This is a genomic window from Nonomuraea sp. NPDC050310, assembly GCF_040655795.1.
Classification (GTDB): domain Bacteria; phylum Actinomycetota; class Actinomycetes; order Streptosporangiales; family Streptosporangiaceae; genus Nonomuraea.
In genome coordinates this window covers 61313-87699 of record NZ_JBFAKP010000004.1, presented here as the reverse complement: position 1 = coordinate 87699, position 26387 = coordinate 61313, and the positions used below count along the sequence as shown (strand labels likewise).

25 protein-coding genes are annotated in these 26387 nt (G+C 72.1%); 8 read left to right on the top strand and 17 right to left on the bottom strand.

All coding sequences use genetic code 11. The features are described from left to right. Window positions 1-57: 57 nt before the first annotated feature. The 6 genes from AB0I67_RS13345 to AB0I67_RS13320 form a co-directional block, all read right to left on the bottom strand. Window positions 58-1086: a hypothetical protein gene (locus AB0I67_RS13345; protein ID WP_357922423.1), complete on the bottom strand. Its 1029-nt coding sequence runs from the start codon at window positions 1084-1086 to the stop codon at window positions 58-60. Window positions 1087-1193: 107 nt separating this feature from the next. Further along, window positions 1194-1799: a response regulator transcription factor gene (locus AB0I67_RS13340; RefSeq protein WP_357922420.1), complete on the bottom strand. Its 606-nt coding sequence runs from the start codon at window positions 1797-1799 to the stop codon at window positions 1194-1196. After that, window positions 1796-2902: a sensor histidine kinase gene (locus AB0I67_RS13335; RefSeq protein WP_357922417.1), complete on the bottom strand. Its 1107-nt coding sequence runs from the start codon at window positions 2900-2902 to the stop codon at window positions 1796-1798. Before AB0I67_RS13335 ends, AB0I67_RS13340 begins: the two co-directional genes overlap by 4 nt. 141 nt (window positions 2903-3043) lie before the next feature. After that, entirely contained in the window at window positions 3044-3784 is a 741-nt protein-coding gene (locus AB0I67_RS13330; protein ID WP_357922414.1) for an ABC transporter permease, read from the bottom strand. Then, a complete protein-coding gene (locus AB0I67_RS13325) occupies window positions 3781-4485 on the bottom strand; it encodes an ABC transporter permease (RefSeq protein WP_357922411.1) in 705 nt (234 codons plus the stop codon). Before AB0I67_RS13325 ends, AB0I67_RS13330 begins: the two co-directional genes overlap by 4 nt. Next, a complete protein-coding gene (locus AB0I67_RS13320) occupies window positions 4485-5216 on the bottom strand; it encodes an ABC transporter ATP-binding protein (RefSeq protein WP_357922408.1) in 732 nt (243 codons plus the stop codon). The genes AB0I67_RS13325 and AB0I67_RS13320 overlap by 1 nt, the downstream gene beginning before the upstream one ends. 107 nt (window positions 5217-5323) lie before the next feature. Here AB0I67_RS13320 and AB0I67_RS13315 point away from each other — a divergent pair, with 107 nt between their 5' ends. Together AB0I67_RS13315 and AB0I67_RS13310 are read left to right on the top strand one after the other, a co-directional pair. Continuing rightward, complete coding sequence (locus AB0I67_RS13315) at window positions 5324-6664, top strand: histidine kinase (protein WP_357922406.1); 1341 nt, start codon at window positions 5324-5326, stop codon at window positions 6662-6664. A 447-nt stretch (window positions 6665-7111) separates the two neighbouring features. Then, window positions 7112-7783 (top strand): response regulator transcription factor, encoded by a 672-nt coding sequence (locus tag AB0I67_RS13310; protein WP_357922403.1) that lies wholly within the window; start codon window positions 7112-7114, stop codon window positions 7781-7783. Between the two features lie 685 nt (window positions 7784-8468). On the opposite strand, the gene AB0I67_RS13305 is transcribed toward AB0I67_RS13310, so the two are convergent. Next, a complete protein-coding gene (locus AB0I67_RS13305; protein WP_357922400.1) occupies window positions 8469-9746 on the bottom strand; it encodes an MATE family efflux transporter in 1278 nt (425 codons plus the stop codon). 356 nt (window positions 9747-10102) lie between these two features. Here AB0I67_RS13305 and AB0I67_RS13300 point away from each other — a divergent pair, with 356 nt between their 5' ends. Next, window positions 10103-11071, top strand: coding sequence for an aldo/keto reductase (locus tag AB0I67_RS13300; protein ID WP_357922397.1), 969 nt, complete (start codon window positions 10103-10105; stop codon window positions 11069-11071). 155 nt (window positions 11072-11226) lie between these two features. On the opposite strand, the gene thpR is transcribed toward AB0I67_RS13300, so the two are convergent. The 5 genes from thpR to AB0I67_RS13275 all read right to left on the bottom strand — a co-directional run bounded on the left by thpR (window position 11227) and on the right by AB0I67_RS13275 (window position 16147). After that, window positions 11227-11769, bottom strand: a complete 543-nt coding sequence (thpR, locus tag AB0I67_RS13295; RefSeq protein WP_357922394.1) for an RNA 2',3'-cyclic phosphodiesterase — start codon at window positions 11767-11769, stop codon at window positions 11227-11229. Further along, window positions 11735-12982, bottom strand: coding sequence for an MFS transporter (locus AB0I67_RS13290; protein ID WP_357922392.1), 1248 nt, complete (start codon window positions 12980-12982; stop codon window positions 11735-11737). The genes thpR and AB0I67_RS13290 overlap by 35 nt, the downstream gene beginning before the upstream one ends. A 20-nt stretch (window positions 12983-13002) precedes the next feature. Further along, the gene (locus AB0I67_RS13285) at window positions 13003-13452 is read right to left on the bottom strand and encodes a MarR family transcriptional regulator (RefSeq protein WP_357922390.1); all 450 of its coding nucleotides are present in this window, start codon (window positions 13450-13452) and stop codon (window positions 13003-13005) included. A 178-nt stretch (window positions 13453-13630) separates the two neighbouring features. Further along, window positions 13631-14587, bottom strand: coding sequence for an acyl-CoA desaturase (locus tag AB0I67_RS13280; RefSeq protein ID WP_357923317.1), 957 nt, complete (start codon window positions 14585-14587; stop codon window positions 13631-13633). Between the two features lie 117 nt (window positions 14588-14704). Beyond that, window positions 14705-16147: an NCS2 family permease gene (locus AB0I67_RS13275; protein WP_357922387.1), complete on the bottom strand. Its 1443-nt coding sequence runs from the start codon at window positions 16145-16147 to the stop codon at window positions 14705-14707. A 69-nt stretch (window positions 16148-16216) separates the two neighbouring features. Here AB0I67_RS13275 and AB0I67_RS13270 point away from each other — a divergent pair, with 69 nt between their 5' ends. Further along, on the top strand, window positions 16217-16438 hold the full coding sequence (locus AB0I67_RS13270; protein WP_357922384.1) for a DUF2530 domain-containing protein: 222 nt from the start codon (window positions 16217-16219) through the stop codon (window positions 16436-16438). 65 nt (window positions 16439-16503) lie between these two features. Here the strand turns inward: AB0I67_RS13270 and AB0I67_RS13265 are convergent, their stop codons facing one another. Both AB0I67_RS13265 and AB0I67_RS13260 read right to left on the bottom strand, forming a co-directional pair. Further along, entirely contained in the window at window positions 16504-19524 is a 3021-nt protein-coding gene (locus AB0I67_RS13265) for a hypothetical protein (RefSeq protein WP_357922381.1), read from the bottom strand. A 109-nt stretch (window positions 19525-19633) separates the two neighbouring features. Continuing rightward, window positions 19634-20437, bottom strand: coding sequence for a DUF3027 domain-containing protein (locus AB0I67_RS13260; protein WP_357922378.1), 804 nt, complete (start codon window positions 20435-20437; stop codon window positions 19634-19636). A gap of 86 nt (window positions 20438-20523) precedes the next feature. Between AB0I67_RS13260 and AB0I67_RS13255 the strand changes: the two genes are divergently transcribed. Together AB0I67_RS13255 and AB0I67_RS13250 are read left to right on the top strand one after the other, a co-directional pair. After that, window positions 20524-22059, top strand: a complete 1536-nt coding sequence (locus AB0I67_RS13255) for an MFS transporter (RefSeq protein WP_357922376.1) — start codon at window positions 20524-20526, stop codon at window positions 22057-22059. Between the two features lie 191 nt (window positions 22060-22250). Further along, on the top strand, window positions 22251-23441 hold the full coding sequence (locus AB0I67_RS13250; RefSeq protein ID WP_357922373.1) for a glycosyltransferase: 1191 nt from the start codon (window positions 22251-22253) through the stop codon (window positions 23439-23441). 15 nt (window positions 23442-23456) lie between these two features. Here AB0I67_RS13250 and AB0I67_RS13245 read toward each other — a convergent pair whose 3' ends face one another. Both AB0I67_RS13245 and AB0I67_RS13240 read right to left on the bottom strand, forming a co-directional pair. Beyond that, entirely contained in the window at window positions 23457-23849 is a 393-nt protein-coding gene (locus tag AB0I67_RS13245; RefSeq protein ID WP_357922371.1) for a cold-shock protein, read from the bottom strand. A gap of 54 nt (window positions 23850-23903) precedes the next feature. Continuing rightward, window positions 23904-24512, bottom strand: coding sequence for an HAD family hydrolase (locus AB0I67_RS13240; RefSeq protein ID WP_357923315.1), 609 nt, complete (start codon window positions 24510-24512; stop codon window positions 23904-23906). Between the two features lie 73 nt (window positions 24513-24585). Here AB0I67_RS13240 and AB0I67_RS13235 point away from each other — a divergent pair, with 73 nt between their 5' ends. Both AB0I67_RS13235 and AB0I67_RS13230 read left to right on the top strand, forming a co-directional pair. Further along, a complete protein-coding gene (locus AB0I67_RS13235) occupies window positions 24586-24939 on the top strand; it encodes a hypothetical protein (protein WP_357922368.1) in 354 nt (117 codons plus the stop codon). Further along, the gene (locus AB0I67_RS13230; RefSeq protein WP_357922365.1) at window positions 24936-25556 is read left to right on the top strand and encodes a helix-turn-helix domain-containing protein; all 621 of its coding nucleotides are present in this window, start codon (window positions 24936-24938) and stop codon (window positions 25554-25556) included. Before AB0I67_RS13235 ends, AB0I67_RS13230 begins: the two co-directional genes overlap by 4 nt. On the opposite strand, the gene AB0I67_RS13225 is transcribed toward AB0I67_RS13230, so the two are convergent. Beyond that, a complete protein-coding gene (locus tag AB0I67_RS13225) occupies window positions 25532-26377 on the bottom strand; it encodes a hypothetical protein (protein ID WP_357922362.1) in 846 nt (281 codons plus the stop codon). The two genes, AB0I67_RS13230 and AB0I67_RS13225, sit on opposite strands and share 25 nt — an antisense overlap. Window positions 26378-26387 lie beyond the last annotated feature (10 nt).

Sequence of the window (26387 nt, the reverse complement as noted above, 5' to 3'; positions counted from 1 at the left end):
CCCGCGACCTGATTGCAGACCGCTTGAGCAGAGGTACTCAACTCCGCCCGAGTACCCTCACCGCGTCCGCCGAGCCAGAAAGACGATCACCCCGACCGCTCCAGCCGCCGCGGCCAGCCAGAGCAGCACATCCCCGATCGACAGCGCGGCCCCCGACCCGTCCGACGCCTCAGCGGCCGCCGCCCGGGAGGCCTGCCCGCTCGGCCGCTCCGGCGAAGCCTCCCCCGACGGCTCCTCCTCAGCCCCCGAAGCCAGCACCCGATCCGGCAACGGCACCCGATGCACAGGGCTGTCCACCCCTTCGCTCCCGGTCAGCAAAGCCCGCCCGTCCCGGGTGAACGCCACCGACTCGGCCTGCTGCAGCTCCGGCATCGAGACCCGCGTGATCATCTCGCCATCGGCCCGGAAGAGCGTGGCGGAGAAGTACGTCCGGACCACATAGCTCTCCCCGTCCGGCGCGTACGCGGCGTCGGTCGCCATCAGCGGCGCGGCCGCCACCCGCCGCAGGACGTTCACCCGATCGGTCCGCAACCGCTTGGGCGCCGCGTAGACCGCCCCCGAGAACTCCTTCGTCACCACGTACAGCCGCCCCGTACGCGGATGCACCATGATCCCCTCGGCGTTCCGCGGCCCGTCCTCGTACCGGAACCGGTAACGCACCGCCGGAAGGGTCGTACTGCGCACCACCGACGGCTCAGCCACCCGATACACCGAAATGTCCTGCCAGAGCCCTTGGTTGTCGCCGATGTCGCCGAACCACAACACCCCGCGCCCCGTGGCCGGGTCGGTCGAGGCCGCCATCGCCTCCCAGTCCCTGGCCATCGCCCCGCGCACCCGGAAGACCGCCTTCGTCCGCCCACGCCCGTCCACCGCGAAGAACTCCGGCGCGGCGGCGCTGTCGTTGTGCGTGTAGTAGACGCCTTCGTGGGTCGGCGAGAGCGCCAGCCCGCTCGACTCGGTGATCCGGTCGTCCCGGAAGGTGAACAGCCGCTCACCCGCCTCGTCCGGCTCGGCCGCCCAGGCCGCGGCCGGCGTCAGACAGACCAGGACGACAGCGGCAAGCACCCGAATCAGGACATCCCCCATCCCGCCATCATGCCCACTGATCACCGATGGGATGTGCACCGATCCGCGGAGCGGACCGCCAAAAGCCCTTCCAACCAGCCGCGCAGCCGGAACGGACCAGGGGACGCCTACAGCCAGCCGTGCTGCCGGGCGGTGCGGGCGGCCTCGATGCGGTTGCGGGTGCCGGTCTTGGTGATCGCCGCCGACAGGTAGTTACGCACGGTGCTCTCCGAGAGGTGCAGCCGCGCCGCGATGTCGGCCACCGTCGCCCCGTCCGCCGCGGCGGCCAGCACGTCGCGCTCGCGGTCGGTCAGCGGGCTGGCCCCCGCGCTCAACGCCGCCGCGGCCAGGGCCGGGTCGACGACCTTCTCCCCGGCCAGCACCCGCCGGATCGCCGCCGCCAGTTCCTCCACCGGACCGTCCTTGACCAGGAATCCGGCCGCTCCCGCCTCCATGGCCCGGCGCAGGTACCCGGGCCGCCCGAAGGTGGTCAGGATCAGCACCCGGCAGGCGGGCAGGGCCTCCCGCAGCTCGGCGGCCACCTCCAGACCGCTCCGGCCGGGCATCTCGATGTCCAGCAACGCCACGTCCGGCCTGGCCTCCAGGGCCGCCGCGAGCACCTCGTCCCCCGCGCCCACCCGGGCGACGATCTCCAAGTCCGGCTCCAGGCCGAGCAGCAGGGCCAGGGCGTCGCGCATCATGCCCTGGTCCTCGGCGAGCAGCACCCGGATCACGGCAGCTCGATCCGCAACACGAACCCGCCACCCGGCCGCGGCCCCGCACTCATCGTCCCGCCGGCCGCGGCGACCCGCTCGTCAAGCCCGCGCAACCCATGCCCATGAGCACCGCCGGCCGGTGCCGTCTGGGCGCTGCCGTCGTCCCGGATCTCCAGCACGGTGCCGTCCTCTCCGCCCGCGAGGCTGATCTCGCAGGTGCTAGCCCGGCTGTGCCGGATCACGTTGGTGGTCCCCTCCCGTACGGCCCAGCCGTACAACGCGTCGGTCTCCGGCGCGAGCCGTACCTCGGCCACCTCCACGGCGAGCGCGACACCGGCGTCGGCCAGCGCCACCCGCGCGGAGTCCAACTCCGCCGCCAGCCCCCGCCCGCGGTACCCGGTGACGGCCGCCCTGACCTGGGTGAGCGCCTCCCGCCCCAGAACCTCGATGTCCCCCGCCTGCCCGGCGGCGGCCTCGGGGTCGCGCGGGGCGAGCCGGCGGACGGCCTCGGCCTTGACGACCATGACCGAGAGCGTGTGCCCGAGCAGGTCGTGCAGGTCGCGGGAGAAGCGCAGCCGCTCCTCGGCCACCGCCGCACGAGCCAGCTTCTCCCTGGTCCTGGCCAGCTCGCCGATGAGCGCGTGCAGGTGCAGGAAGGCGGCGAGCACCGCGCCCGCGCCGAAGGTGCCCCAGGCGAAAGCCATGATCTCCCCGATCCCGGCCCCGTCGCGCCAGCTCAGCAGGGCGACCAAGGCCGTGCAGGCGAGCAGCACCCGCGGCACCGCCCGGCCGGTGAGCGCGGCGCCGCACCCCAGGCCGACCAGCGGGAAGAGGTAGAACCAGTCAGCACCCCAGCCCAGGCAGGCCGCGGCCGACAGCGCGCCGAGAGCGGCCAACGGCAGCCACGCCGCCCTCCCCCGGCCACGGGCGGCCAGCAGCACCACCGCCACGAAGAGCCCCGCGCCGAGCACCGCGACCGTCCACGCCAGCCAGACGGGCCGGTAGTGCCCCTCGACGGTGCTCCACACCGGCCCGGCCACCATCAGGCAGAACGGGCTGAGCCGCCGCAGGTCGAGGGCGTGGTACGGCCGGCCGTCCGGCGGTTCGAGCCAAGCGCTCACCGCACCAACCTAGGCCGTGCGCGCCGGAAGCCGGACACGGCACGACCACGATCCACTCATCGCTCTCATGCCCTCGACCTTAGGAACCAGCCGGTACGGCCCGGCAGATCCAAGAATCCCCGGCGCGGCACGACAAATGTCCTAAACCCTGGCCAGCCGCCGATGAAAGGCCCACATCCCCACGCCGAGCAACACCAGCGCATAAGCAGCCAGCACCCCCAGGCTCGGCAGAATGTCGAGCACCGACGCCCCCGGCGCCCGAAGCGCCCCGAACCCCAGATGCCCCCACGCGTGCGGCGTCAAGTGCGCGAAGGTGCGCAACGGCTGGTCCATGTGCTCCAGCGGCGGCGCCAGGCTGCCGCCCAGCGTCGGCAGGCTCAGCCCGACGATCATCGCGACCGCGAACACCGGCCCCTGCTGCCGCAGCACCGACCCGAGCACCAGCGCGGCCCCCGCCCCCACCAGCACGAACAGCACGGTCAACGCCGCCACCCCCAGCGGATCGCCCCACCGCACCCCGTAGAGCGCCGCCGAACCGGCGATGATGATCAGCGCCTGAGCCAGCGCGATCAGCACCCGCCCGAGCGCCTGCCCCAGCACGATCGCCCCCGCCGGGACCGGACCGGCGTAGACCCGGTACAACACCCCCGACTCGAAGCTCGCCGCCAGGTTGATCGCCACGATCAGCGACATGAAGAAGACGAACATCAACACCATCGCCGGCGCCGTGACGTGCTCCGGCGGCTCGGCCCGGGTCCGGTCGCCGAAGACCGAGCCCAGCAGGTACACCAGCAGCAGCGGCATCAGCCCCATGTAGAACAGGTTGCTGCGCTCCTTCACCGCCCGGCGCAGCTCCACCAGCGCGATCGCCCACACCTTCATGGCCGCAACGTCCTTCCCGCTCTCGCCACCGCGACCGCCCCGGTCACCAGCGCCATTCCCAGCAACACCGCCACCGGCAGCGCCGGCTCGCCCTCCTCCAGGCCCCGCAGGAACCAGTGGTGCGGGGCCAGCAGGCTGACCCACTCCACCCAGCCGGTCCGGGGCAGCGGGAACAACGCGCCGCCGGTCAGGCCGAGCACCACCGCGAGCGCGCCCTGCTGGTTCACCGCCTGCTCCGCCGTCCTGGCGAAGGCCGCCACCGCCGCCGACAACCCGGACGCGGCCAGCACGGTCGCGGACACCAGGGCGGCCACCTGCAGCGGCGGGCCCCAGCGCGCGCCGTACAGGAAGGTGGTGATCAGCACCAGCGCGGTCATGCTCAGCAGGCCGAGCAGCACCCCCGCGACCAGCTTCGCGCCGAGGATCGCCGCGTCCCCGACCGGCGCGGCCAGCAGCCGCGGCAGCGTGCCGAGATGGCGCTCGCGCAGCAACCCGGTCATCCCGGAGACGACGAAGAACAGGAAGAACACCGACGAACCGGCCGCCAGCCGCGTGGTCAGATCGAACCCCGGCCCCGCCGGCTGGTCGCCCAGCGCCAGGCCGAGCACGAACGCCAGCACCAGCGGCAGCACCAGCCCGAACAGCACGACCGTGCCCTCCCGCGTCTGCTGGCGCAGGTCCTTGAGCAGGATCGTCCCCATCAGTCCCGCAACTCCCGCCCGGTGAGCTGCAGGAACACCGACTCCAGATCGGGCTCGCCGACCAGGCCGGTGAGCTCCTCCTTCGTGCCCTCCGCCCGCAGCCGGCCCTCGTCGAGGATGCCGACCCGATCGCACAACCGCTCGGCCTCCTCCAGATAGTGCGTCGTGTACAACACCGCCACCCCCTCCCCGGCCAGCCGGCCGACGCTGTCGAGGATGGCGTTGCGGCTCTGCGGATCCACCCCGGCGGTCGGCTCGTCCAGCACCAGCAGCCGGGGGTGGTTCAGCAGGCCGATGCCGATGTTCAGCCGCCTGGCCATGCCGCCGGAGAAGCCCGACACCGGCTCGTCCGCCCTGGCCTCCAGGCCGACCACGCGCAGCACCTCCTCCACCCGGCTCCGGCCGCGCAAGCCGTACAGCCGGGCGAAGAAGCGCAGGTTCTCCCGCGCGCTCAGCTCCGGGTAACACCCCAGCTCCTGCGGCACATAGCCGATCACCGCCTTCACCGCGGTGTTGCGCACCGAATGCACCACCCCGTCCACCCGCACCACGCCCGCGTCCGGCCGCATGATGCCGACGATCATCGAGATCGCCGTGGTCTTCCCCGCCCCGTTCGGGCCGAGCAGCCCGTACGTCTCCCCCTCGGCGATGGTGAACGACAGCTCCGCCACCGCCACCCGATCCCCGAACCGCTTGCTCAGGCCCTCGCAGGCCAGGACCACCTGTGTCATGCCACCAGTGCACGCCGTACGGCCCGCGCCGCGCACTGGTCCACCGGCCACCACCCCTGGCCGATCGGCCAGAGTGCGCCTGGCCCGGCGAACGTAGGCTCGGCGGTATGACCCCCCGGCACCAGCCCGTCCAGGCGCCCTACTGGCTCATGCCCGGCGAACTCGTGCCCGGCCGCCGCCGCCGGACGCCACGGGACTGGGCTTCCGACGCCGCCCTCTTCGCCTTCGCCGTCGCCATGTGGTTCGACGGCGTCATCGGCTACCCGCCCGCCGGCGTCGACTTCGTCCCCGAGTGGATGATCGCGATCAACCCCTGGGTCGGCGCGCTCGCCTGCCTGGCCGTCTGGGCCCGCCGCCGGTACCCCGTCGCGGTCGCGCTGCTGCTCCTGCCCGCGCTGTTCCTCTCCGGCGCCGCGCTCGGGGCGGCCATGGTCGCCGTCTTCACCCTCGCCGTGCACCAGCCCTGGACCCGCGCCGTCGCCGTCGCCGCCCTCCACCTGCTCGGCGTCAGCTACTACGCCCTCTTCGCCGACCCGCCCGGCATGAGCCGCATCACGATCATCCTCTGGACCGCGCTGCTGTTCGTCGGCCCGCTCTGCGCCGGGTTCATCGTGCGCAGCCGCCGCCTCGTCCTGATCGACCTGCGCCGTGAGGCCGAGGTCCGTGAGCGTGAGCACCGAGCCCGTCTCGCCGACACCCGCCGTGCCGAACGCACCCGCCTTGCCCGCGAGATGCACGACGTCCTCGCCCACCGCATCTCGCTGCTCTCCGTGCACGCCGGTGCCCTTGCCTACCGTACGGCTCGCGCCGGCGCCGGCCAGGCACCCGCCCTCGAACCCACCGAGGTCGACGCCGCCGTCCGCGTCATCCACGACAACGCCCGCCTGGCCTTGGACGAGCTGGGCCAGGTCCTCTCCATCCTCCGTGACGACACCCCCACCCTCCCCCCTCACCCGACCCTGCCCACCCTCCCCCCAACCGCCCCTCCCGCACACCGCCACCTGACCGCCACTCCCACATCTCCCCACCCGGCCGAAGCTCCCGCACCCCGCCCCTTGACCGGCCCACCCGTGTACCCCCGCCTGGCCGACCTTCCCGCGCTTGTCGCCGACGCCTCCGCCGCAGGCCAGCCCGTCACCTTGGACTGCCCCACCACCCTCGACGGTCTCCGCCCCCAGCTCGAACGGGCCATCTACCGGGTCGTCCAGGAGGGCCTCACCAACGCCCGCAAACACGCCCCCGGCGCGCCGGTCCACGTCACCATCACCCCAGGCCCAGCCCTCACCGTCCACATCACCAACCCCAGCCCCCACCCCGCCGCAGCCAACGGCGGCTACGGATTGGTCGGCCTCACCGAACGCGTCACCCTGGAAGGCGGCACCCTCACCCACGGCCACACCAACGGCACCTTCCACCTCACCGCCCACCTCCCCACCCACACCCCCTGACCCCCGCCACCCCACGGCGGGCCAGGTGGGGTGGCGGGGCTGATCGGTGATCAGGGGGCGGGCTCAAGTGGAGGCGGCGGGCTGATCGGTGCTTAGGGTACGGGCCGCCAGGTGGGGCGGCGGGAAGACCGATGGCCAGAGGGACGGGCCAGGTGGGGGGCGGGATTCGGCCGGAGAATGAGGGCGGCGGAGCAGGGCTAGGTGGGCGGGGCAGAGCCAGGAGGGCCTGCGAACGCCAAGTGGGCCTGCGAACGCCAGGTGGCCTGCGAACGCCAGGTGGGCCTGCGAACGCCAGGTGGGCCTGCGAACGTCAGGTGGGCCTGCGAACGTCAGGTGGGCGGGGGAACGCCAGGTGGCCGGGCGAGATGGCCCACCCACCCCCCATCGGCCCGAAGCTCCATAGAGACGGCACCCCCACACCCGCCCCCACCGAGCTACGTTGTGACCATGGCCGACGTCATCCGGGTCCTGCTCGTCGACGACGACCCGTTGGTCTGCGCAGGCCTCCGCCTGATGTTGCGCGGCGACCCCGACATCGAGGTCGTCGGCGACGCCGCCGACGGCGCCGACGTCATGGACGCCGTCGACCGCCTCACCCCCGACGTGATCCTCATGGACGTCCGCATGCCGTACCTCGACGGCATCTCCGCCACCCGAGCCGTAACCACCCGCCAAGGCCACCGCCCCGAGGTCATCGTGTTGACCACCTTCGACGGCGACGCCACCGTCCTGGCCGCCCTCCGCGCGGGTGCCGCCGGTTTCCTCGTCAAGCACACCCCGCCCGACCAGATCGTCCGTGCGGTACGGCAAGCCGCCGCCGGCGAGCCGGTCCTGTCCCCCGGCGTCACCCGTACCCTCATCTCGCACGTCACCCGGGACGCCACCCGCGACCACCGCACCGCCCAGGCCAGCGCCCGCCTGTCCCTCCTGTCCCCCCGCGAACGCGAGGTCGCCCAGGCGGTGGCCGAGGGCATCTCCAACAGCGAGATCGCCGACCGCCTCCACCTCTCGGTCGGCGCCGTCAAGGCCCACATCTCCAGCGCCTTGACCAAGCTCGGCATGGTCAACCGCATCCAACTCGCCATCCTCGCCCACGACGCCCAACCCCCAACCCCTTAACCCCGCCCGCCCTCGAAGCTCCACCCCACTCGCCCTCGAAGCTCCACCCCACTCGCCCTCGAAGCTCCACCCCACTCGCCCTCGAAGCTCCACCCCGCCCGACCCCCGACCCGCCCCCGTGGCTCCGCCGCGCCCAACCTCACCCTCCTCCGCCTCCGCCCACCTCCACCTCTGCACTGAGAGCACCGAGCCAGCACGCACCAACCGAAGTCCAATCCAGCCCCCGCCGTCGGGGCCTCGGGAGGAGAAGGGCGGGGCACAGCGAGGGGGCTCGGGGGAAGGTGATCCGGCGAGCCGGACTCACGCGGAATGAACCGGGCTACGTGGAGCGGGAGGAGGGCCAAGGCAACTGAGCGGACCAGGTAGCCGGGAGGAGAGGTTGCTGCGCGGGCCGAGGTGGCTGAGCGGGCTGGCCTCAGCGCGGGATCGGCCCTGCTGAGGGGAGGGAGCAGTCGAGGTGGCCGTGCGGGGCCAGGGGCCCAACGCGAGTTCAGCCGAGCTCAGCGCGGGCCGCCCGGCGGCCGAGGGAGGAATGGACGAGGTGCCTGCGCGGGCTTGGGGCTCAGCGCAGGAACGACCGGGTCAGCGCAAGGAACGACTGGTTCAGCACGGGACCGGCCGGGCTCAGCACGGGATCGGCCGGGCTCAGTGTGGGATCGGCCGGGCTCAGTGTGGAGTCGCGGGCTCAGTGTGGAGTCGGGCTGGTGGCGGAGGTGGAAGGGGTGGTGGTCGGGGGCGGGGTGGTTTCGAGGCGGCCGCTGAATCGGTGGAAGCCGTAGCTCTGCAGACCGATCAAAACCACCCCGTTGGCCAGCATGGCCCACCAGATCCCAGCCAACCCCCAGGTCGACACCACCGGATGGATGGCCAGCACCAGAACCCCGTAAGACCCGGCAAAGCTGGCCAAGCTCCACCAGGAGCGCTTGAGGCCGCTGAGGCCGAATCCCATGACCATCTGCACAGCATCAGCCAGTGAGGCCAGGACGAGCAGCCCCACCAGGGAAGCCGCCACGCCGCGCACCGCCGGGTCAGGTGTGAGCAGGCCGAAGATCGCGTCCTGGAAGAGGAGCACCGCCACGGCCCCCACCAAGGCAACCCCACCGCCGACGGTGAGGGCGGCGCGGGTGACGCGGCGGGCTTCGGCGACGGTCTGGGCGCGGGCGACCTCGGGCATGGAGGCCATGGCCACCGCCAAAGCGCCCAGGAACAGGAACCCGATCGTCGAGCTGAGCACGGCATGCGCCGCCGCACCGGCCACCCCGGTACGGGCGGCTGCGTAGGTGACGACGGCCAGGGCGGCGAACTTGACCAGCGTGGTGCCGGCCATGGGGAGGCCGACCCGGGCCATCCGCAGGATCTCGGCGGTCCGGGGGCGGCCGGGCCAGGCGGAGTAGGACTCCAGGCCGGGCACGCGGCGCAGGAAGAAGCCGGCGACCTGGGTGCTGACCAGGGCGGAGGCGAGGAAGGCCAGTCCCATCCCGGGCAACCCCAGCACGGGCACGAGCACCAGGGCGAGCACCACCTCGGTGATGGTCGCCGCCAGCGAGGCCCAGAAGACCGGGCGGCTGCGTCCGAGCGCGATGAGTGCCGCCCCGGCCCCGCCGCTGGCCGCGAAGACGGCGATGTAGGCCGCCAGCCACCAGGGCAGTGCGCCGAGTTCGGCGAGCACCTCGGCGGGTGCGCCGGACGCCCGGGCGATGAGCGGGGTGCACGCCACGACCACGGCGCCTGCCGTACCGAGGGAGAGTGCCAGCCAGCGCGCGTCCCGCAGCACCGGGAGGGCGGCGGCCGGGTTGCCGCGGTGGGGGGCGAGGAAGGGCGACATGCCGCGCAGGGCGCCGGCCACGGCGGCGGTGGCGGGGTTGAGGACCGCTTGGGAGAGCGCGAAGGCGACCAGTGCGGCGGTGGCGTGGTGGCCCAGGACTGCGGTGCCGATCAGCACGCCGACCAGGCTGGTGATCATGGACAGGAAGATCGGGACTGCCGCGCTGATCAGCGTGCGGTGGGGCCCACGAGGCGGCCCAGGCGTGGGCTGGGACCCGCGGGACAGCTCAGGCGTGGACTGAGCGCCGCGGACCAACGCAGCCGTGGGTTGAGGGCCGTCGGGCAGCGCAGGCGTGGGCTGGGGGCGGGGCACGCGGGACAGTGCATCAGACGGCACCGACAGTTTCCGGAACGAGCTCATGGAACAGCGAAACCCGCCGGGCAACTTCCAGATCTCCCGTCGGGCCACTCTCGGTCTACCAAGAACGGCCTCTGGCGGTCGCTCGGAAACGGCCTCTGGCCTGGAGTGCACTCCAGGTCTTTAGGGTTGACCGCATGGACTATGTGAACCTAGGACGAAGCGGGCTCAAGGTCAGCCCCCTCTGCCTCGGCACCATGAACTTCGGTCCGCAGACCACGGAGGAGGACTCCTTCGCGATCATGGACCGGGCCCACGAGCTGGGTCTCAACTTCTTCGACTCGGCCGACGTCTACGGCTGGAAGACCGGCGAGGGCGTCACCGAGCAGATCGTCGGCCGCTGGTTCGCCCAGGGCGGCGGGCGGCGCGAGAAGACCGTCCTGGCCACCAAGTTCCACGGCCGGATGAGTGACTGGCCCAACGACAACCTGCAGTCGGCCCTGCACATCCGCCGCGCGGCCGACGCCTCGCTCAAGCGGCTGCAGACCGACTACATCGACGTCTACCAGGCCCACCACATCGACCGGAGCACGCCGTTCGAGGAGTTCTGGGAGGCGATGGAGGTCCTGCGCCAGCAGGGCAAGATCCTCTACGTCGGCACCTCGAACTACGCCGGCTGGCACCTCGTCAAGTCGCAGAACGTCGCGGAGAAGCGCGGCATGTTCGGCATCGTCAGCGAGCAGTCCCACTACAACCTGCTCACCCGCAAGGTCGAGCTGGAGGTGCTGCCCGCCGCCGAGGACCTCGGCATCGGCGTGATCCCGTGGAGCCCGCTGGCGGGCGGCCTGCTGGGCGGCGTGCTGCGCAAGATCGACAAGGGCCGTTCGGCGAGCGAGCACATGGTCAAGGAGCTCGACAAGCACCGCGACAAGATCGAGGCATACGAGAAGTTCTGTGACGAGCTGGGCGAGCAGCCCGCGGACGTCGCCCTGGCGTGGCTGCTCCGGCAGCGCGCGGTGGTCTCACCGATCATCGGGCCGCGGACCATCGAGCAGCTCGACGGCAGCATGCGGACCCTGGAGATCGACCTGGACGAGCAGGCGCTGGCCCGCCTCGACGAGATCTTCCCTGGTCACCGCACCGCGCCGGAGGACTACGCCTGGTAGGTCACTGCAGCAGCGCGCCGACCACGACGATCACAAGGAGCAGGCCGAGCACGATGGGCAGCAGCCAGAGGCGAGGACGATCCACGCCCTGGAGCCTAGCCGAGCCCCCGGGATGCCGAAGCCCGCACAACCAGGTGACCCAGCTACCAAAAGGCTCAGCCGAGCGCCCAGGAGGCCAGTGACCGGTACTCCAGCGGCGGTCCCAGCACGCTGCGCATGAGGTGCACCTCAGCCGCCCGCCAGGTCGAGCCGCGAAAGCCCGCCAGCGACTCGACCAGCGGGCGCAGGTCCTGCTCGTCCCTGGCCCTGGCGAGGGTCAGGTGCGGGTGGAAGCGCTTGGTGTCGGTCAGCGGCACTCCGGCCCGGCGTCCGGCGGCCTTGACCGAGTCGCTCAGCCGTTCCGCCGAGTCGCCGCTGACCCCGGCCCAGAACACCCGGGCCCGCCGCGCGCTGCCGAACGCCCCGAACCCGGTGAAGGCCAGGTCCAGGGCGGCATGCCGGTGTACGGCCCGCGCCAGCCGTACCCGCAGATCGGGCACGACCGCGTCGGGCACCTCGCCGTAGAAGGCGAGGGTGATGTGCCAGGTCGCCCGGTCCGGCCAGCGCAGACCGGGCACCTCGCCCACGTGCGGCGCGATCGCCCGCTCGATCTCGTCGAGCACCTCATCCGGCGGCAACAGCGCCGCGAAGAGTCTCATCGGTCAATTCTGCGCGCTGGACGCGCGCGCCGATCACCCGGCTGAGCAGGACGGCCAGCCCGGTGCCTGCCACGACCAGCGCACCGGCCAGGGCCACGCCCATCCGCGGGCCGCCGAGGTCGGACAGCCAGCCGATCAGCGGTGCGCCCAGCGGGGCTCCGCCGGTGAAGACCAGCAGGTAGATGCCCATGACCCGGCCTCGCATCTCGGCCGAGGTGGCGAGCTGGACACTCGCGTTGGCGGCCGTGTTCACCGTGATCAGTGCGATTCCGGTGGGCACGAGTAGCAGGAGATACAGGGGGTAGAAGGGAGCAATGCCCGTCGCGATCTGGAAGAGGCCGAAGCTGAGCGCCCCGGCGACCAGCAGCTTCTTGCTGGGCCGGGCCCGCCGCGCGGCCAGGAGCGCGCCGCCGAGCGCGCCGACCGCGAACATGCTGGAGGCCAGGCCGAAGGAGGAGGCGCCCGCGGCGAAGACCTCGGTGGCCATCAGCGCGATCGACATGGAGAACGACTGCGCGAACATCGACACGAAGCCGACCAGCAGCACCGGCATGAGGAGGTCCTGATTTCGCAGGACGTAGCGGAAGCCTTCTCGCAACTGCCCCTTGGCCCGCGGCACGGGTTCGGCTGGGTTCAGCTCGGCCTTGCGCATCAGCAACAGGCTGGAGATCACCGCGGCGAACGAGATCGCGTTGAGCAGGAAGATCGGCCCGGTCCCCAGGGCGTGGATGAGCAGTCCGGCCACCGCCGGGCCGACCACGCGGGCCAGGTTGAAGCTGGAGGCGTTCAGCGCGATCGCGTTCGGCAGGTCCTTGCGTCCGACCATCTCGACCACGAAGGTCTGCCGCGTCGGCACCTCCACGCAGGAGATCAGGCCGAGCGCGAACGCCATCACGAAGACGTGCCACACCTGCACCGCGCCGGTGACGGTGAGCACGCCCATGGCCAGGGCGAGCACCGCCATGAGCGCCTGGGCGGTGACCAGCAACGGCCGCTTGGGGTAGCGGTCGGCCAGCACGCCGCCGAACATGCCGAAGAGCAATATGGGGGCGAACTGCAGCGCCGTGGCGACGCCGAGCGCCGCCCCGCTGCCCCCGGTCAACTGGAGCACCAGCAGGTCCTGGGCGGTGCGCTGCATCCAGCCGCCGACGTTCGAGACGACGCCGCCCATGGCGAAGAGCCGGTAGTTGTGGATACGGAGCGACCGGAACATCCCGGTCCGGGTATGTTCCCCTAGATCTTGCTGAGCTTCTCCAGAATCGGGGCGGCCTGCCGTAGCACTGCCCGCTCCTCCGGAGTCAGCTCCTTCAGCCGTTGTGTCAGCCAGGCTTCCTTCCGCCGACGCTCCTCCTTCAGGAGCGCCTCGCCCGACTCGGTCACGTTCACGGTCACCTGGCGCCGGTCGCTGGGGTGCGGTGTGCGCGCGACCAATCCGCGCTCCTCGAGCCACGCGATCACCCGTGTCATCGACGGCGGCTGCACCTTCTCGAGGTCGGCCAGCTCGCCGGGTGAGATCCCGGGGTGGCGTTCCACGGCGGCGAGCGTCGCGAACTGGGTGGGCGTCAGGGAGTGTGCCGCTGCTTGTCGTCGAAGTCGCCTGGTCAGCCTTGCCAGCGACACGCGCAGGACCGAGGCCAGGCCCGCGTCGCTGCGCAGGTCCAACTTTGGAGGATTCGTTAGCATGATTCATTACCCTTGCTAACTATCACAAAGCGCACGTATATTCCCCTTCAAATACGGACATGTCTCACCATGTGATACCCCGCCCGGTGTGAGATCCGTCACGGCGAAGGGCCCCGATTCCGGGGCCCTTCCATGATGCCCGCTCTCCGGGCCTGCTCAGGGTGTACGGCGGAGCAGCTCAAGACGCCCTGAGCTCGGCCCCGATCCGGTGCATGTGCCGCAACGCGATGCCGTACGACTCGATCAGCCCCGCCTCCGCGTACGGCACGCCCAGCGAAGCGCAGTAGTCCCGCACGATCGGCTGAGCCCGGCGCAGGTTGGGCGTGGGCATGTTCGGGAACAGATGGTGCTCGATCTGGTAGTTGAGCCCGCCCAGCAGCACGTCGATCGCCACCCCGCCCCGCACGTTGCGCGAGGTCAGCACCTGCTTGCGCAGATAGTCGAGCTCGTCCTCGGCGGTGAGCACCGGCATGCCCTTGTGGTTGGGCGCGAAGGTGCACCCGAGGTAGACCCCGAAGACCGCCTGGTGCAGCAGCACGAAGACGATCGCCTTGCCCACCGGCAACGTGGCGAAGATCAGCCCGAAGAACCAGGCGAAGTGGGCGAGCAGGAGCGCGCCCTCCAGGACGCGCCCGCGGATGGTCCGCAGGCTGCGCAGCCCGGAGACGTGCAGGTTCCAGGCCTCCAGGGTGAGCAGCGGGAAGAACAGCCAGGCCTCGCGCCGGGCGATGAAGCGCGACAGCCCGGTCGCCCGCGACGCCTGCTCCTCCGACCAGACCAGCAGCGACGGGTCGACGTCCGGGTCGTGGTCCTCGTGGTTGGGGTTGGCGTGGTGGCGGTTGTGCTTCTCCATCCACCACCCGTAGCTCATCCCGATGCCCAGGTTCCCGGCGATCCGGCCGGCGACGGCCGAACTGCTCCGCGACCGGAACACCTGGCGGTGCGCCAGATCGTGCGCGACCAGCGCGACCTGGGCGAAGACGACGGCGAGGAAGACGGCGACGGCGAGTTGCCACCAGGAGTCGCCGACGGACACGAACAGCAGCCAGCCACCGGCGAAAGCCACGGTGACGAGGGCGAGCCGGAGGAGGTAATAGACAGGACGCCGGTCAAGCAGACCGGCGTCCTTGATCATCCTCGACAGGTGGGCGAAGTCACTGCCAGTGGTGGTAGACACCGCCCAAGTGTCGCGATCTTCCGGCGTCCTCCGTAACCCCGCGCGCACCCGGAATTTCGGTAGGGCCTGCCTTACCTAGTCAAGACCGAACAGAATCTTGATCGGGCCCAGCGCGAAGTACAGCGCGAACAGCGCGGCCACCACCCACATCAGGCCGTGCACCTCGCGGGCCTTGCCCCGGGCGAGCTTGATCAGCACGAAGCTGATGAACCCGGCGCCGATGCCGTTGGCGATCGAGTAGGTGAACGGCATGAGCACGATGGTCAGGAAGGACGGGACGGCGATCTCGAAGTCGTCCCAGTCGATGTTCTTGACCGAGGTCATCATCATGAAGCCGACCACGACCAGCGCGGGCGCGGCGGCCTCGTAGGGCACGACCTTGACCAGCGGCGACAGGAAGACCGCGAACAGGAACAGCACACCGGTGACGACGCTGGCCAGACCGGTCCGCGCGCCCTCGCCGACGCCGGCCGCCGACTCGACGTAGGTGGTGTTCGACGAGACCGAGCCCGCGCCGCCGGCCGCAGCGGCCACCGAGTCCACGAACAGGATCTGGCTGGTCCGCGGCATCGTGCCGTCCTCGCGCAGCAGCCCGGCCTGGCCGCCGACGCCCACGACGGTGCCCATCGTGTCGAAGAAGTCGGTGATCAGCAGGGTGAAGACCAGCAGCACGCCGAGCAGCAGCGGGATCTTGGAGAAGGCCCCGAACAGGCTGAACTGGCCGAGCAGGCTCAGGTCCGGGATGCCGAAGATCTGCAGGTCGGCGAAGGTCGGCGTGTTCAACTGCCAGCCGCCGGGGTTCTTGCCGCCGTTGGCGCCGCCGACCTTGGCGACCGCCTCCACGATCAGCGCCAGGACCGTGCTGGCGACGATGCCGATCAGGATCGCGCCCTTGACCCTCCGCGCCACCAGCACGAACGTCATCAGGACACCGATGACGAAGACGAACATCGGCCAGCTCACGAGCGCGCCGCCGATGCCGAGCGTCAGCGGCGGGGCGGCGTTGGCGCGCACGAACCCGGCGTCCACGAAGCCGATCAGCGCGATGAACAGGCCGATGCCCACGCTGATCGCCGTCTTGAGCGCCGGGGGGATGGCGTGGAAGACCGCGGTGCGGAAGCCGGTCAGCACCAGCACCGCGATGATCAGGCCCTCCAGCACGACCAGGCCCATCGCGTCTTCCCACGACATGTTGGGCGCGATGCCGAACGCGACGAAGGCGTTGAGGCCCAGGCCCGCCGCCACGGCGAACGGCGCGCGGCCCACCAGGCCCATCACGATGGTCAACACACCCGCGACGAACGCGGTCGCCGCGGCGATCATCGGGAACTGCGCCCCGGAGGTGACCACGTCACCCAGGAACTGCTTGTCCTTGTCCGCCATCCCGCCGAGGATGAAGGAGTTGAGCACGACGATGTAGGCCATCGTGAAGAAGGTGGCCAGACCGCCGCGGACCTCCCGCGAGATGGTCGACCCGCGTTCGGTGATCGAAAAGAATCCGTCAAGGCGTGTATTCACGCGCGAAGAGTGACAGGAGTGGCCAAACAGCGAAAGGTCCGGTGATCGGATCGAGATAGGGTTGATGCCGTGAAGCAGCAATGGCATCCCGATCCTGAGCCGATCGCCACGAACGACCAGACCACCATCCTGGTCGGCACCGGTCTGTGGGCGCTCGCGCTGGTCGCGCTGCTGCTCTTCCCACCCGCGCCGCAGTACTCGTGGTGGGTCTGGACGTGTGTCGCCGGGATCGTCGGCGGACTGTTCGGCCTCTGGTTCGTCCGCCGCTTCCGCAAACCAGGCCAGCCGTAACCAGCCCCCGGAAACGCCATGAGCCCGGCCATGGACCGGGCTCACGTCGCACACACCAAGCAAGCTCAGCTCAGGTCGGCCTCCGCCAGCAGCAGCGGCACCGCATCAGGGTCACGCAGCAGCGCCGCCACCGCGAGCCGGTCGTTCCACTGCCCGGTGGCCCAGGCCAGCCCACGAGCCAGCCCGTCGACCCCGGTGCAGTGCACCTTCCCGTCGAAGAACCGCCACGCGCACTCCACCCCGTCGACCAGCAACTTCTCGTGCTCGACGTAGCTGTCCGGCGCCGCGGGCAACAGCGACCGCACCTGCGCGGGCACCGCCCGCTCCACCCCCGCCGAGGTCACCTCGCCGGTCGCCAGCTCCCCAGCCAGCGGCAGGTCGAGCAGCTCCGACAACGCCTCGGCCAGGTCGAACGGCGCGAGCACCAGCGGCCGGTCGGCGACGAGCTGCAGCAGGTCGGGCGCCTCGACGACCACCGCGTCCTCCGCCTCGGCCACCACGATCCGCCCGTTGAGCACGGCCCGCACCCGCTCGGGCGGTGAGACCCGTCCGGGGTCGACCGCGGCCAGCGCGATCCACAGGCCGCGCAGTTGCGCCCGGTCGAGCTCGATCGCCGGGTCGGCCATCCGCTCCAGGAGTTCTTCGGGGCCGCCGTGCGAGTCGAGCAGGTCGGCCAGCGTGGTCCGCACGCCGATCATCGCCAGCGCCACGTCGTCGAGCCCGGCGGGGGCGTCGCCGTACAAGCCGTGCAGCAGCGGGTCGGCGCCGGGCAGCCGCAGCTCGCGCGGGCGCCGCCCGTCGAGGACGGGGTGCTCGGACAGCCACCAGCCGGTGTAGGACGGCACCTCGACGCCGCCGACGCGCAGCGGCTGGAGCGCGGCCCGCAGCGGCGGCCGGGTGAGGAGGGCGAGCGCGGCCGGCCAGTCGGCCACCAGTTCCAGGTCGCGCACGGCGCTGAACTCGGCGGCCACCGGCGGCAGGTCGAGGTCGCCGGTCAGGTCGGCCACCTCGTCGAGCCAGTCGTCCTCGGCGTCGAGGTCGTGGTCGCAGTCGTCGTGGTCGAGCAGCACGTCGGTGTCGTTGACCACCGCGAAGCCGTCGAGCACTCCGGCGGCGGCCAGGACCCGCGGGCCGTACTCGGCCACGAGCTCGTCGGCGGCCAGCGGCCCCTCTTCGAGGATGCCGGCCAGCGCGCCGCCCGGCAGCAGCAGGTCGCCCGCCGAGTACAGCTCGCCGTCGGCTCCGCGCAGCGCCAGCTCGCCCAGCCAGGGCGCCTCGCCGGGCGCGAGCGCCGCCGCGTCGACCAGGGCCAGGACCGCGCGGGCGATCGGCTCGTGGTCGGGGTTGTCGAAGGATTCGGCCACCGCCGCCTTGGTGAGCGGGTCCTCCAGGATCGTGCGCGGCGTCGCCTCGGCCGCGCCGAGCCGCAGCAGCAGCGGGTGCGCCGCGTCGGGGTGCACGATGCGCAGCCCCAGCGGCGCCAGGTCGAACCCGCCGGCCCCGCTGAGGATGAGCGTGCCGCGCGGGCCGCGGACCAGCCGCCCGTCGGTCAGCGGCACCGGGAGCGCCCCCAGCGCCTCGTGGTCGTCGCCGGGGAGCACGTCGTAGAGCTCGCGCCACCACCCCGGCTCCCGGCCCTCGACGACCTCGCCGGACAGCAGGTCGATGACGTCGGCCAGGCCGACCTGCCGGACGCCCAGCGTGATCATCGCCGGGTGCCGGGCCGGCCAGCCCGCCGGCAGCAGCCCGGGCACGATCTCCGCGATGCGCGCCAGCAGCTCTCCCGAGCCGGGCACGACCGCCGCCTCCCGTCCGGAGACGACCCACCCGTCGGCGCCGCGCTCGCGCACCGGGTGCTCGACCGTCCACTCCGCGTCGGGGTCGTAGAGCTCGGCGTCGGCGAACGTCGGCGTCTGTACGGCAGGCGCCGGCCCCGAGAGCGCGGGCAGCAGCGGCACGTCCGGCAACCGCCGCAGGACCGCCCGCCGGATCATCGCGTCGAGCTCGCCCTTGCCCATCAGCGCCGGGACCAGGTCGAGCAGCTTGGGCGTGCGCGGCAACCGGCCGAGCAGCTCCACGTAGGCGTCGGCGGCCTTCTCCACCAGGAAGTCAGTCAGCGGCCCCTTGGCGACGTGCCGCCGGTCGGTGGCCATCGGGAAGGAGGCGATCAGCAGGGCGGGCAGGTCGAGCGGCTCGTCGCTGGGCGTCGGCGCGTGGATGACCGGCCGCACGCTGCGCGGCAGCGGCACCGGCTCCCCGCCGCGCTCGGCGGACACCGGTACGGCCCAGCGGACCGACCAGAACGGGCGGGCCCGCTCCTCGGTGGGCCGGTCGGCGAAGAGCTCGGCCACCTCGGCCGGGGTGAACTCGCCGGAGGCCACGCCGAGCGCCCAGTCACCGGGCTCGACCACCCGCTCGTCCCCGTCGAGCGAGATCTCGATCCGGGTGAGCGCGGGCAGGCCCAGCAGCAACGCGGGGCTCGCCTCGGCCAGCATGCGGCGGACCGCCGTGGCCGCCGCCTCGTCGCGCAGCGGCAGCCGTACAAGTGTGTCGAAGCCGTCGGGCACGGCCAGCGGCTCGCCCGCGAAGGGCAATCGCAGCAGGGGCACGTGGCCGCCCCGGTCGGCGAGCTGCCCGGCGAGCTCGGGCCTCGCCGCGACCAGCTCGGTGGTCTCCGCGCGGGACCAGCGCACCGACGGCGCGCCACGGGAACCGATCTCGGGGGCGTCGGACACCGACACGACGGCCGCGAAGCCGACGCCGAACCGTCCGGCGGCGCCCGCGTCGTCGCGCTTGGCCGAGACCCGCAGCGTGGACAGGCCCTCCACGCCGGCGGCGTCGAGGGCCTCGCCGGTGTTGGCCGCGGTGAGCACGCCGTCGCGCAGCACCAGCCGCAGCACGCCGGGCACCCCGGCGCGCAGCGCCGCGTCCGCGGCGTTCTGGGCCAGCTCGACGATCAGCCGGTCACGGTAGCCGCCGAGGGCGAAATCCTCCTCGGCGTTGGCATCCTCACGAAAGCGCGCAGGCGAGGCCTGCCAAGCCGCGAGCACTGCCGCCCGCATCCGATCGGTGCCGAAAACGTCCACGACTCTCCTTCTCGCCCGGTGGCACGGGTCGGCCACGCGGACGAAAGGCTAGCGCCCGCCACCGTCAAGAACGCCGCCCGGCGGAGACGCCGGGCGGCGGGGCGAGCGCTCAGGAGTGGCCGAGCTCCTCGGCGGGCGAGGCCGCCTCGTCCACCGAGCCCTCGTCGAGCAGGTCGTAGCCCAGGTCGTCGAGGATCGGCACGGCCTGCTCCACCGGCGGCGGCATGACCGCGGCCTCGGAGTGGGCGCCGCAGCCGTGGTCGGCCGAGACGACCTTGCCGTCGTCGGGCGCGTACTCGTTAGCGCAGACTCCGAACTCCGACTTCATCGAACCCGCGAGCGGCCAGTAGAAGCCGCAGGTGGAGCACTGCGCGGGCGCGGCGTGCGCGAGAGGGGTGTGCGGCCCTTGATCGCCGGTGTACCAGCGCCTTGCGGCGCGGTCCTTCCCGACCGCCGAGAGCACGCGGGCTCGGCCGAGGCCGTACTCGAAAACCATCTGGTGATCGGTGTCGTCGTCGCCGGGATCGGTGAAACCGGGCACCAGCCGGTCGTCGTCGTCGGAGGTCGGCAGCAGGTCGCCCACGCCGAGGTCGCCGGGCAGCAGCCGCTCGCTCCACGGCAGCCACTGGGGCGCCAGCAGGGCGCCGGTGCCGGGCAGCAGGACCGCCTCGCTGACGGTGACCTTCTTCGCGCGCGAGGCGCGGGTCACCGTGACGGCCCAGCGCCAGCCGCGGTAGGCGCGGTCGAGGCAGGCGAAATAGTGGGTGACGATCCGGTCGCCCTCGCCCTCGTAGCCGAGGTGCTCACCGACCGGACTCGGCGCGGCGAGCTCCTCGGCCGCCTCACGCGCCAGATCCACGGCGGCGACACAGGCCTGATCGGGTGCGGCGGCACGGCTCCTGGTCCGCGTCATCGGTTGGCTCACACTTCATTGTCACCCATCGGAGCGACCGGGTAAGACTGTTAAGCGTGGCGGATGGTTGGGAAAAGGCGGGAGAGGTGTCGCGCCGGGTCGGTCGAGGGCTCGCCGACGCCGGTCGTGGCGTGGCTCGCGCCGGCCGCGGCGCCGCGCGGGGCACGAAGGCCGCCGCGCAGGGGACGGCACGCGGCGCCCGCAAGGTGGGGCAGGCCACGCGCCGGCTCACCCATGCCCAGGGCGCGGGCCGGACGGGGCTGGGCCGGCTGATCGAGCTCACCGCGGTGCACAGCGTCGGCGACGCGCTGGTCACCGGGGCGCTGGCGACGACGATCTTCTTCGGGCTGCCGGTGGGTGAGGCGCGCGGTTCTGTGGCGCTCTACCTGGTCATCACGATGATCCCGTTCGCCCTGGTGGCGCCGTTCGTGGGGCCGATCCTCGACCGGTTCCGCTCCGGCCGGCGGTACGTGATGGCCGGCACGCTCTTCGGCCGTGGCCTGCTCTGTTTCGCGATGGCCGCCGCGGTCGGGCCCAACGACCTGGTCACGCTCTTCGCCTCGGCGCTCGGCGTGCTGGTGTTGTCGAAGGCCTACAACGTCTCCCGGGCGGCGATCATGCCCAGCGTGCTGCCCGCGGACATCACCCTGGTCAGCGCCAACGCCAGGGTCGCGCTGTTCTCCCTGGTGGCCGCCGGGGCCGCGGTCCCGGTGGCGGCCGGCCTCGCCACCTGGCTGGGCGCGGCCTGGACGTTGCGGCTGGCGATGCTCGTCTTCATCGTCACCGGGGTCTACGCGGTACGGCTGCCGCGGCACGTGGACTCGCCGGAGACCGAGGAGGAGGGTGCTTCGCCGGTGCGCTGGCGGACCATTCTCAACGTCGGCCCCGCGGTCACCGAATCGATGCTGGCCAACGTCGGCATTCGCATCTTTTCCGGCTTTTTGCTGTTCTTCCTGCTTTTCCTGGTTCAGGAGAACAATGTCCCCGGGATGAAACCGGCGACGCCGCCACCCGGCGTGCCGATCGACCAGATCGCCGGGTTCGCCCCGCTCACCCTCATCGCCCTGCTCGCCGGGGCCGCCGGCCTGGGCGGCCTGATCGGCGCCGCCGCCGCCAACTGGTCGCGCAACCACTCGCCGCAGCTCATCGTGCTGCTCACCTCGGCCCTGGCCCTGGTCACCACCGTCGTCACCGCGGTCTTCTTCAACGTCTGGTGGGCCCTGGCCATCGCCTTCGCCGCCGCCTTCGCCCAGGAGCTGGGCAAGCTCGCCGGTGACGCGATCATCCAGCGGGAGATCGGCGAGGAGGTGCGCTCGTCCACCTTCGGCGTGGTTGAGGCGTTCTTGCAGGTCGCGTGGGTCTTCGGCGGTCTCGTCGGGCTGCTGCTGTCGCTCACCGAGAGCGGCCGGGCGGGCATGATCGTGCTGGCCGTGGTGCTCGGCGTGGGCCTGGTGTGGCTGCTGGTACGGCGTCGCACCCGCATCCGCGCCCGCGACGCCCGGGTCGAGGCCGAACGCGAAGCGGCCGCCGAGCCTCCGGAGGAGCCCGAACCGGCCGACACCGGCGGCCCGCTGGACGTCATCGACACCACGAAGCCGCTGACCCGCCCGCACGGCCTGTAGCGCCGCCCAGGGCAAAGCGCGAAAAGCCGGGAACCATTTCCCCGCCACTTTCACCGTATGGGGACCATTTCCCCGCCACTTTCACCGTATAGCGCACCCCGGGGCTTGCCACAAGCCCCGGGACGCCCCGCACAATCGTGGGCCGGCGCGGAATTCACCGCGGCCGACACCATTCACCCGGGGAGTTCCGCATGCGTGCCCTGCTGTCCACGATCGGTTCCCGCGGCGACGTCCAGCCGCTGCTCGCCCTGGCACTGGAGCTGCGCGCGCTCGGCCATGAGGCCCGGCTGTGCGCGCCGCCCGACTTCGGCGCCTGGGTGGAGGGCCTGGGCTTCGGCTTCGTCCCGATCGGCCCGGAGGTGCGGCGCGCCGCCACCGCCCCGCGCCCGGCGGGGAGGCCGACGCCGGAGCAGCTGCGGCAGCTCGCCGAGGCCACGGTGAGCACCCAGTTCGCCACGCTGCCCGAGGCCGCCGAGGGGTGTGACGTCCTCGTCGGGGCCACCGCCCTGCAGCTCGCCGCCCGGTCGGTCGCCGAGCGGCTCGGCCTGCCGTACGTCTATGTGGGGTATTGCCCCGCCGGGTTGCCCAACCCGCTGGTGCCGCCCGCGCCGACGCCCATGTACGCCGCGGCGGAGGACGAGCCGGCCGCCAGGCTGTGGGAGCGGGACGCCGAGCACTGGGACGCGATGTGGGGCGCGGCGCTCAACGGTCACCGCGCCGCGCTCGGGCTGCCGCCGGTCGAGGGCGTGCGAGACCACCTGTTCACCGACCGGCCCTGGCTGGCGGCCGACCCGGTCCTCGGCCCGTGGCCTGAGGGCGCCGAGCTGGAGGTGTGGCAGAGCGGCGCCTGGCTCCTGCCGGACGCCCGGCCGCTCCCGCCGGAGCTGGCCGGGTTCCTCGACGCCGGGGAGCCGCCGGTCTACGTCGGGTTCGGCAGCATGGCGCTGGCGCCGGAGACCGGCGAGGCGGTGCTGGCGGCGGTGCGGGAGTCCGGCCGCCGGATGGTCGTGCTGCGGGGCTGGGCGGGCCTGACGCCCGGCTCGGACGGCCCCGACCGCCTGACCGTGGAGGAGGTCAACCAAACCGCCCTCTTCCGCCGGGTGGCGGCGGTGGTCCACCACGGCGGTGCGGGGACCACCACGGCCGCCGCGCTGGCCGGAGCGCCGCAGGTGATCGTCCCGCAGAGCTACGACCAGCACTACTGGGGCCGCAGGGTCGCCGAGCTGGGCGTGGGCGGGACCACCACGCCGGAGGGCCTGGCCGGCACGCTGGCCGGGGCGCTCAAGCCGGAGACCGCCGAGCGGGCGCGGGCGCTCGCCGCCCGCATGCCCGCCGACGCCGCCGCTACCGCGGCCCGCAAGCTCGGCGGCCTGGCCCGCTAGAGCCGGCCGTGCGGGTCAGTCGAGGTCGTCCGCCACCACCCGGAGCACCTGGGCGATCTTCTTGGCGTGCGCGCCGTCCGGATGCTTGCCCCGCCGGTAGGTCTCCGAGATGCCGTCGAGCAGCTTGATCAGGTCCTCGACGATGACCACCATCTCGTCGGGGTTCTTCCGCTTGGCCTTGGGCTTGGGCTTGGCCAGGGTGGGCGGCTGCTCAAGGATCCGGACCGAGAGCGCCTGTTGTCCCCTGCGGCTCTCCGCCACGCCGAACTCGACCTTCTGGCCGGGCTTGAGCGCAGGGGCGCCGGCGGGCAGCGCGGAGGAATGCACGAAGACCTCACCGCCATCGTCGCGGGTGAGGAAGCCGAAACCCTTGTCGGCGTCGTACCACTTGACCTTGCCACTCGGCACAGGGGGACCTCGTTCAGACTGTCGGAATGATTGAGTGGAAGTAGGTTATGCCCCTCACGCCCGGAGAGCGACCGGGTAAAACCCGTCGAACCAGGACGTGAATTCCTTCAGATCACGCAACGCCACATCCGCTCCGTGTTCCCGCAATTCACCGACCGTGTACGGTCCCGTCGCGACCGCCACACTGACGGCGCCACCGGCCTTCGCCGCCTCGATGTCGGCCACATGGTCTCCAACATAAGCGGCGGCGCCGAAGCGTGCGAGAGCCGTTCCTTTCGCGGATCCGAAAACCGATCCGACCACTTCGTCCACGTCGAACCCGAGCGCCTCGACGGTCCGGACGGCGTCGCGCAGGTTCTTGCCCGTCACCACGATGACCTTGCCGCCCCTGGCCCTGACCGCTTCGATCGCCTCGTGCGCGCCGGCCATGGCGGTGGTCACCGGGACCGCGAGCTCGGGGTAGAAGCTGCGGAACAGCTCGACCGCCTCCGCCACCCGCTCGGCGGCGACCCAGTTGGCCATCTCGAGTTCGAGGGGCGGCCCGAGCCGCGTGATGATCGCCGCGCTGTCGATCTCGATGCCGAGACGCAGCGCCAGCTCGTCGTAGCAGGCCGCGATGCCGGACCGGGTGTCGGCCAGCGTCATATCCAGATCAAATCCCACATTCCCCACGCATGAAGGATGCACCACGGCACCGACGTCTTTGAACTGCCGGAACGGGGGTAAGGAGGCACTTATGAGTGGTTCACTGGAACCGCAGACCGACGCCAGGCCCTACCGCCCGGCGAAGCCCCCGCCCGGCCAGTTCCTCCGCCGCCTCGGCGAAGGTCTCGCCTCGCTCGTGCTCCTCGCCACCCGGGCGGCCGCCCTGGTGCTGGTCCTCTACGCGGTCTTCACCATCGTCCCGGCCAACCCGGCCAACTCCTGGTACCAGACGGTCGAACGTCTCGCCGGCTCGCTCACCCTCGGCCTCGAAGGGCTCTTCCAGATCGAGGACCCGCTCTGGAACACCCTCGTGGACTACGGTCTGGCCGCCGTGGTCTGGCTGATCATCGGCTCGGTGGTGGCGAGTATTCTGAGACGACTATGACCAGGCCGACACGAGAGCGGATCATCGCCGAGTCCCTGAGGTTGTTCGCCGAGCGGGGCTATTCGGCGACCTCGGTGGCCGAGATCGAGGCCGCCTCCGGCCTGTCCCCCGGCGCCGGGGGCCTCTACCGCCACTTCCGGTCGAAGTACGAGGTGCTGGCCGCCGCCATCCACGAGCACGCCCTCCGCACCAGCTCCCAGGTCGCCGAGGGGCTCGCCGACCGGCGGCTGATGGAGTCGGCCGAGGAGCTCGACGTACGGCTGGCCAGGCTGTGCAAGGCCGGCCTGGCGAAGGTGCGCGAGGAGAGCGAGCTGACCCGGGTCTTCTTCCGCGACCTGAGCCAGTTCCCCGAGCTGGTCGCGGTGGTCAGGGAGGGCCTGCTGCAGCCGATGTTCGACGCGATCGTCACGTGGTTCAAGGCCCAGCCCGAGTACGCCGACGCCGACGTCGACTGGGCCGGCGTCGCCGCCGTGCTGGGCGGCGCGGTGGTGCAGTACCGGCTGTTCCAGGAGACCGTGGGCGAGTCGCCGGGCCACGCGGAGAAGGACCAGTTCGTGGCGGCGTGGGTGCGCCTGGCCAGGGGGCTGCTGCCTCAGGCCGGGTCGAGCAGCTTGTAGGCCAGCCGTACGACACCCAGACCGGTGCCGACCATGAACATGATCCCGCTGTAGGCCCAGAACTCCGTGATGAAGCGCCCGAACCCCTGGTCGGCCCCGCCGAGCCGGGCGGCGGCGACCAGCGCGCCGCCGACGAGGTAGGTGAGCGGCGCGGCGGCGATGCCGAGCAGCTTGTCGCGCAGCGTCCACGTCTCGCTGAGCAGCACCAGGAAGGCGCCGACCGCCCAGACCACCAGCGGCACCTCGAAGATGGCCAGCTCGCCGACGTTGAACGGCACCAGCAGCGCCGCGACGAAGAGCACCACCATCGCGGTCACCTCGCGCGAGTGCGCGCGCAGGATGGTCACGGCGTCCCGGCCGTCGGTGGCGGCAGGGTTGGCGGTGGACATCGCCGCCTGCCGGAAGCGCACCAGCGGCGCGGGCCGGCGGCCACGGCGGTCGAGCCGCTGCTGGGCCTCGCGGCGGCTGCGCGCCACGCCCGGCGGCACGTCGTCGATGATGCGGGGGAACTTGGTGGTGTCGACCTTCGGCAACGGGGTGGTGTTCCCCGAGCTCTCCATCAGCACGGCCGCCGCGTTCTCCGGCTGCGCCGCCGGGGCCAGCCGGCGCACCTCCCGCTCGACCTGCGCGCGCGGCTCGCCGAACCGGGCCAGCAGCCGCGCCACCTCCCGGGGGTTGGTGCTGCCCGCCCGCTCGCGCTCAATGCGGGCCCGTAACCGGTTGACGAAGTCGACGCGCTGGTCCGGCCGGAGCACGCCGTGCGCGGCGTCGGCCACCCTGGCGACATAGTCGAGGACCAACTGCTCGGCACTCTCCTGCACATGCTCAAAC

What these genes read in the sequence shown, in the direction of transcription:
- AB0I67_RS13345 (WP_357922423.1), bottom strand. Translation starts at nt 1,086, where the DNA reads ATGGGGGATGTCCTGATTCGGGTGCTTGCCGCTGTCGTCCTGGTCTGT.
- AB0I67_RS13330 (WP_357922414.1), bottom strand. Translation starts at nt 3,784, where the DNA reads ATGAAGGTGTGGGCGATCGCGCTGGTGGAGCTGCGCCGGGCGGTGAAG.
- AB0I67_RS13325 (WP_357922411.1), bottom strand. Translation starts at nt 4,485, where the DNA reads ATGGGGACGATCCTGCTCAAGGACCTGCGCCAGCAGACGCGGGAGGGC.
- AB0I67_RS13320 (WP_357922408.1), bottom strand. Translation starts at nt 5,216, where the DNA reads ATGACACAGGTGGTCCTGGCCTGCGAGGGCCTGAGCAAGCGGTTCGGG.
- AB0I67_RS13315 (WP_357922406.1), top strand. Translation starts at nt 5,324, where the DNA reads ATGACCCCCCGGCACCAGCCCGTCCAGGCGCCCTACTGGCTCATGCCC.
- AB0I67_RS13310 (WP_357922403.1), top strand. Translation starts at nt 7,112, where the DNA reads ATGGCCGACGTCATCCGGGTCCTGCTCGTCGACGACGACCCGTTGGTC.
- AB0I67_RS13305 (WP_357922400.1), bottom strand. Translation starts at nt 9,746, where the DNA reads ATGATCACCAGCCTGGTCGGCGTGCTGATCGGCACCGCAGTCCTGGGC.
- AB0I67_RS13300 (WP_357922397.1), top strand. Translation starts at nt 10,103, where the DNA reads ATGGACTATGTGAACCTAGGACGAAGCGGGCTCAAGGTCAGCCCCCTC.
- thpR (WP_357922394.1), bottom strand. Translation starts at nt 11,769, where the DNA reads ATGAGACTCTTCGCGGCGCTGTTGCCGCCGGATGAGGTGCTCGACGAG.
- AB0I67_RS13290 (WP_357922392.1), bottom strand. Translation starts at nt 12,982, where the DNA reads ATGTTCCGGTCGCTCCGTATCCACAACTACCGGCTCTTCGCCATGGGC.
- AB0I67_RS13285 (WP_357922390.1), bottom strand. Translation starts at nt 13,452, where the DNA reads ATGCTAACGAATCCTCCAAAGTTGGACCTGCGCAGCGACGCGGGCCTG.
- AB0I67_RS13280 (WP_357923317.1), bottom strand. Translation starts at nt 14,587, where the DNA reads ATGATCAAGGACGCCGGTCTGCTTGACCGGCGTCCTGTCTATTACCTC.
- AB0I67_RS13260 (WP_357922378.1), bottom strand. Translation starts at nt 20,437, where the DNA reads ATGACGCGGACCAGGAGCCGTGCCGCCGCACCCGATCAGGCCTGTGTC.
- AB0I67_RS13250 (WP_357922373.1), top strand. Translation starts at nt 22,251, where the DNA reads ATGCGTGCCCTGCTGTCCACGATCGGTTCCCGCGGCGACGTCCAGCCG.
- AB0I67_RS13235 (WP_357922368.1), top strand. Translation starts at nt 24,586, where the DNA reads ATGAGTGGTTCACTGGAACCGCAGACCGACGCCAGGCCCTACCGCCCG.
- AB0I67_RS13230 (WP_357922365.1), top strand. Translation starts at nt 24,936, where the DNA reads ATGACCAGGCCGACACGAGAGCGGATCATCGCCGAGTCCCTGAGGTTG.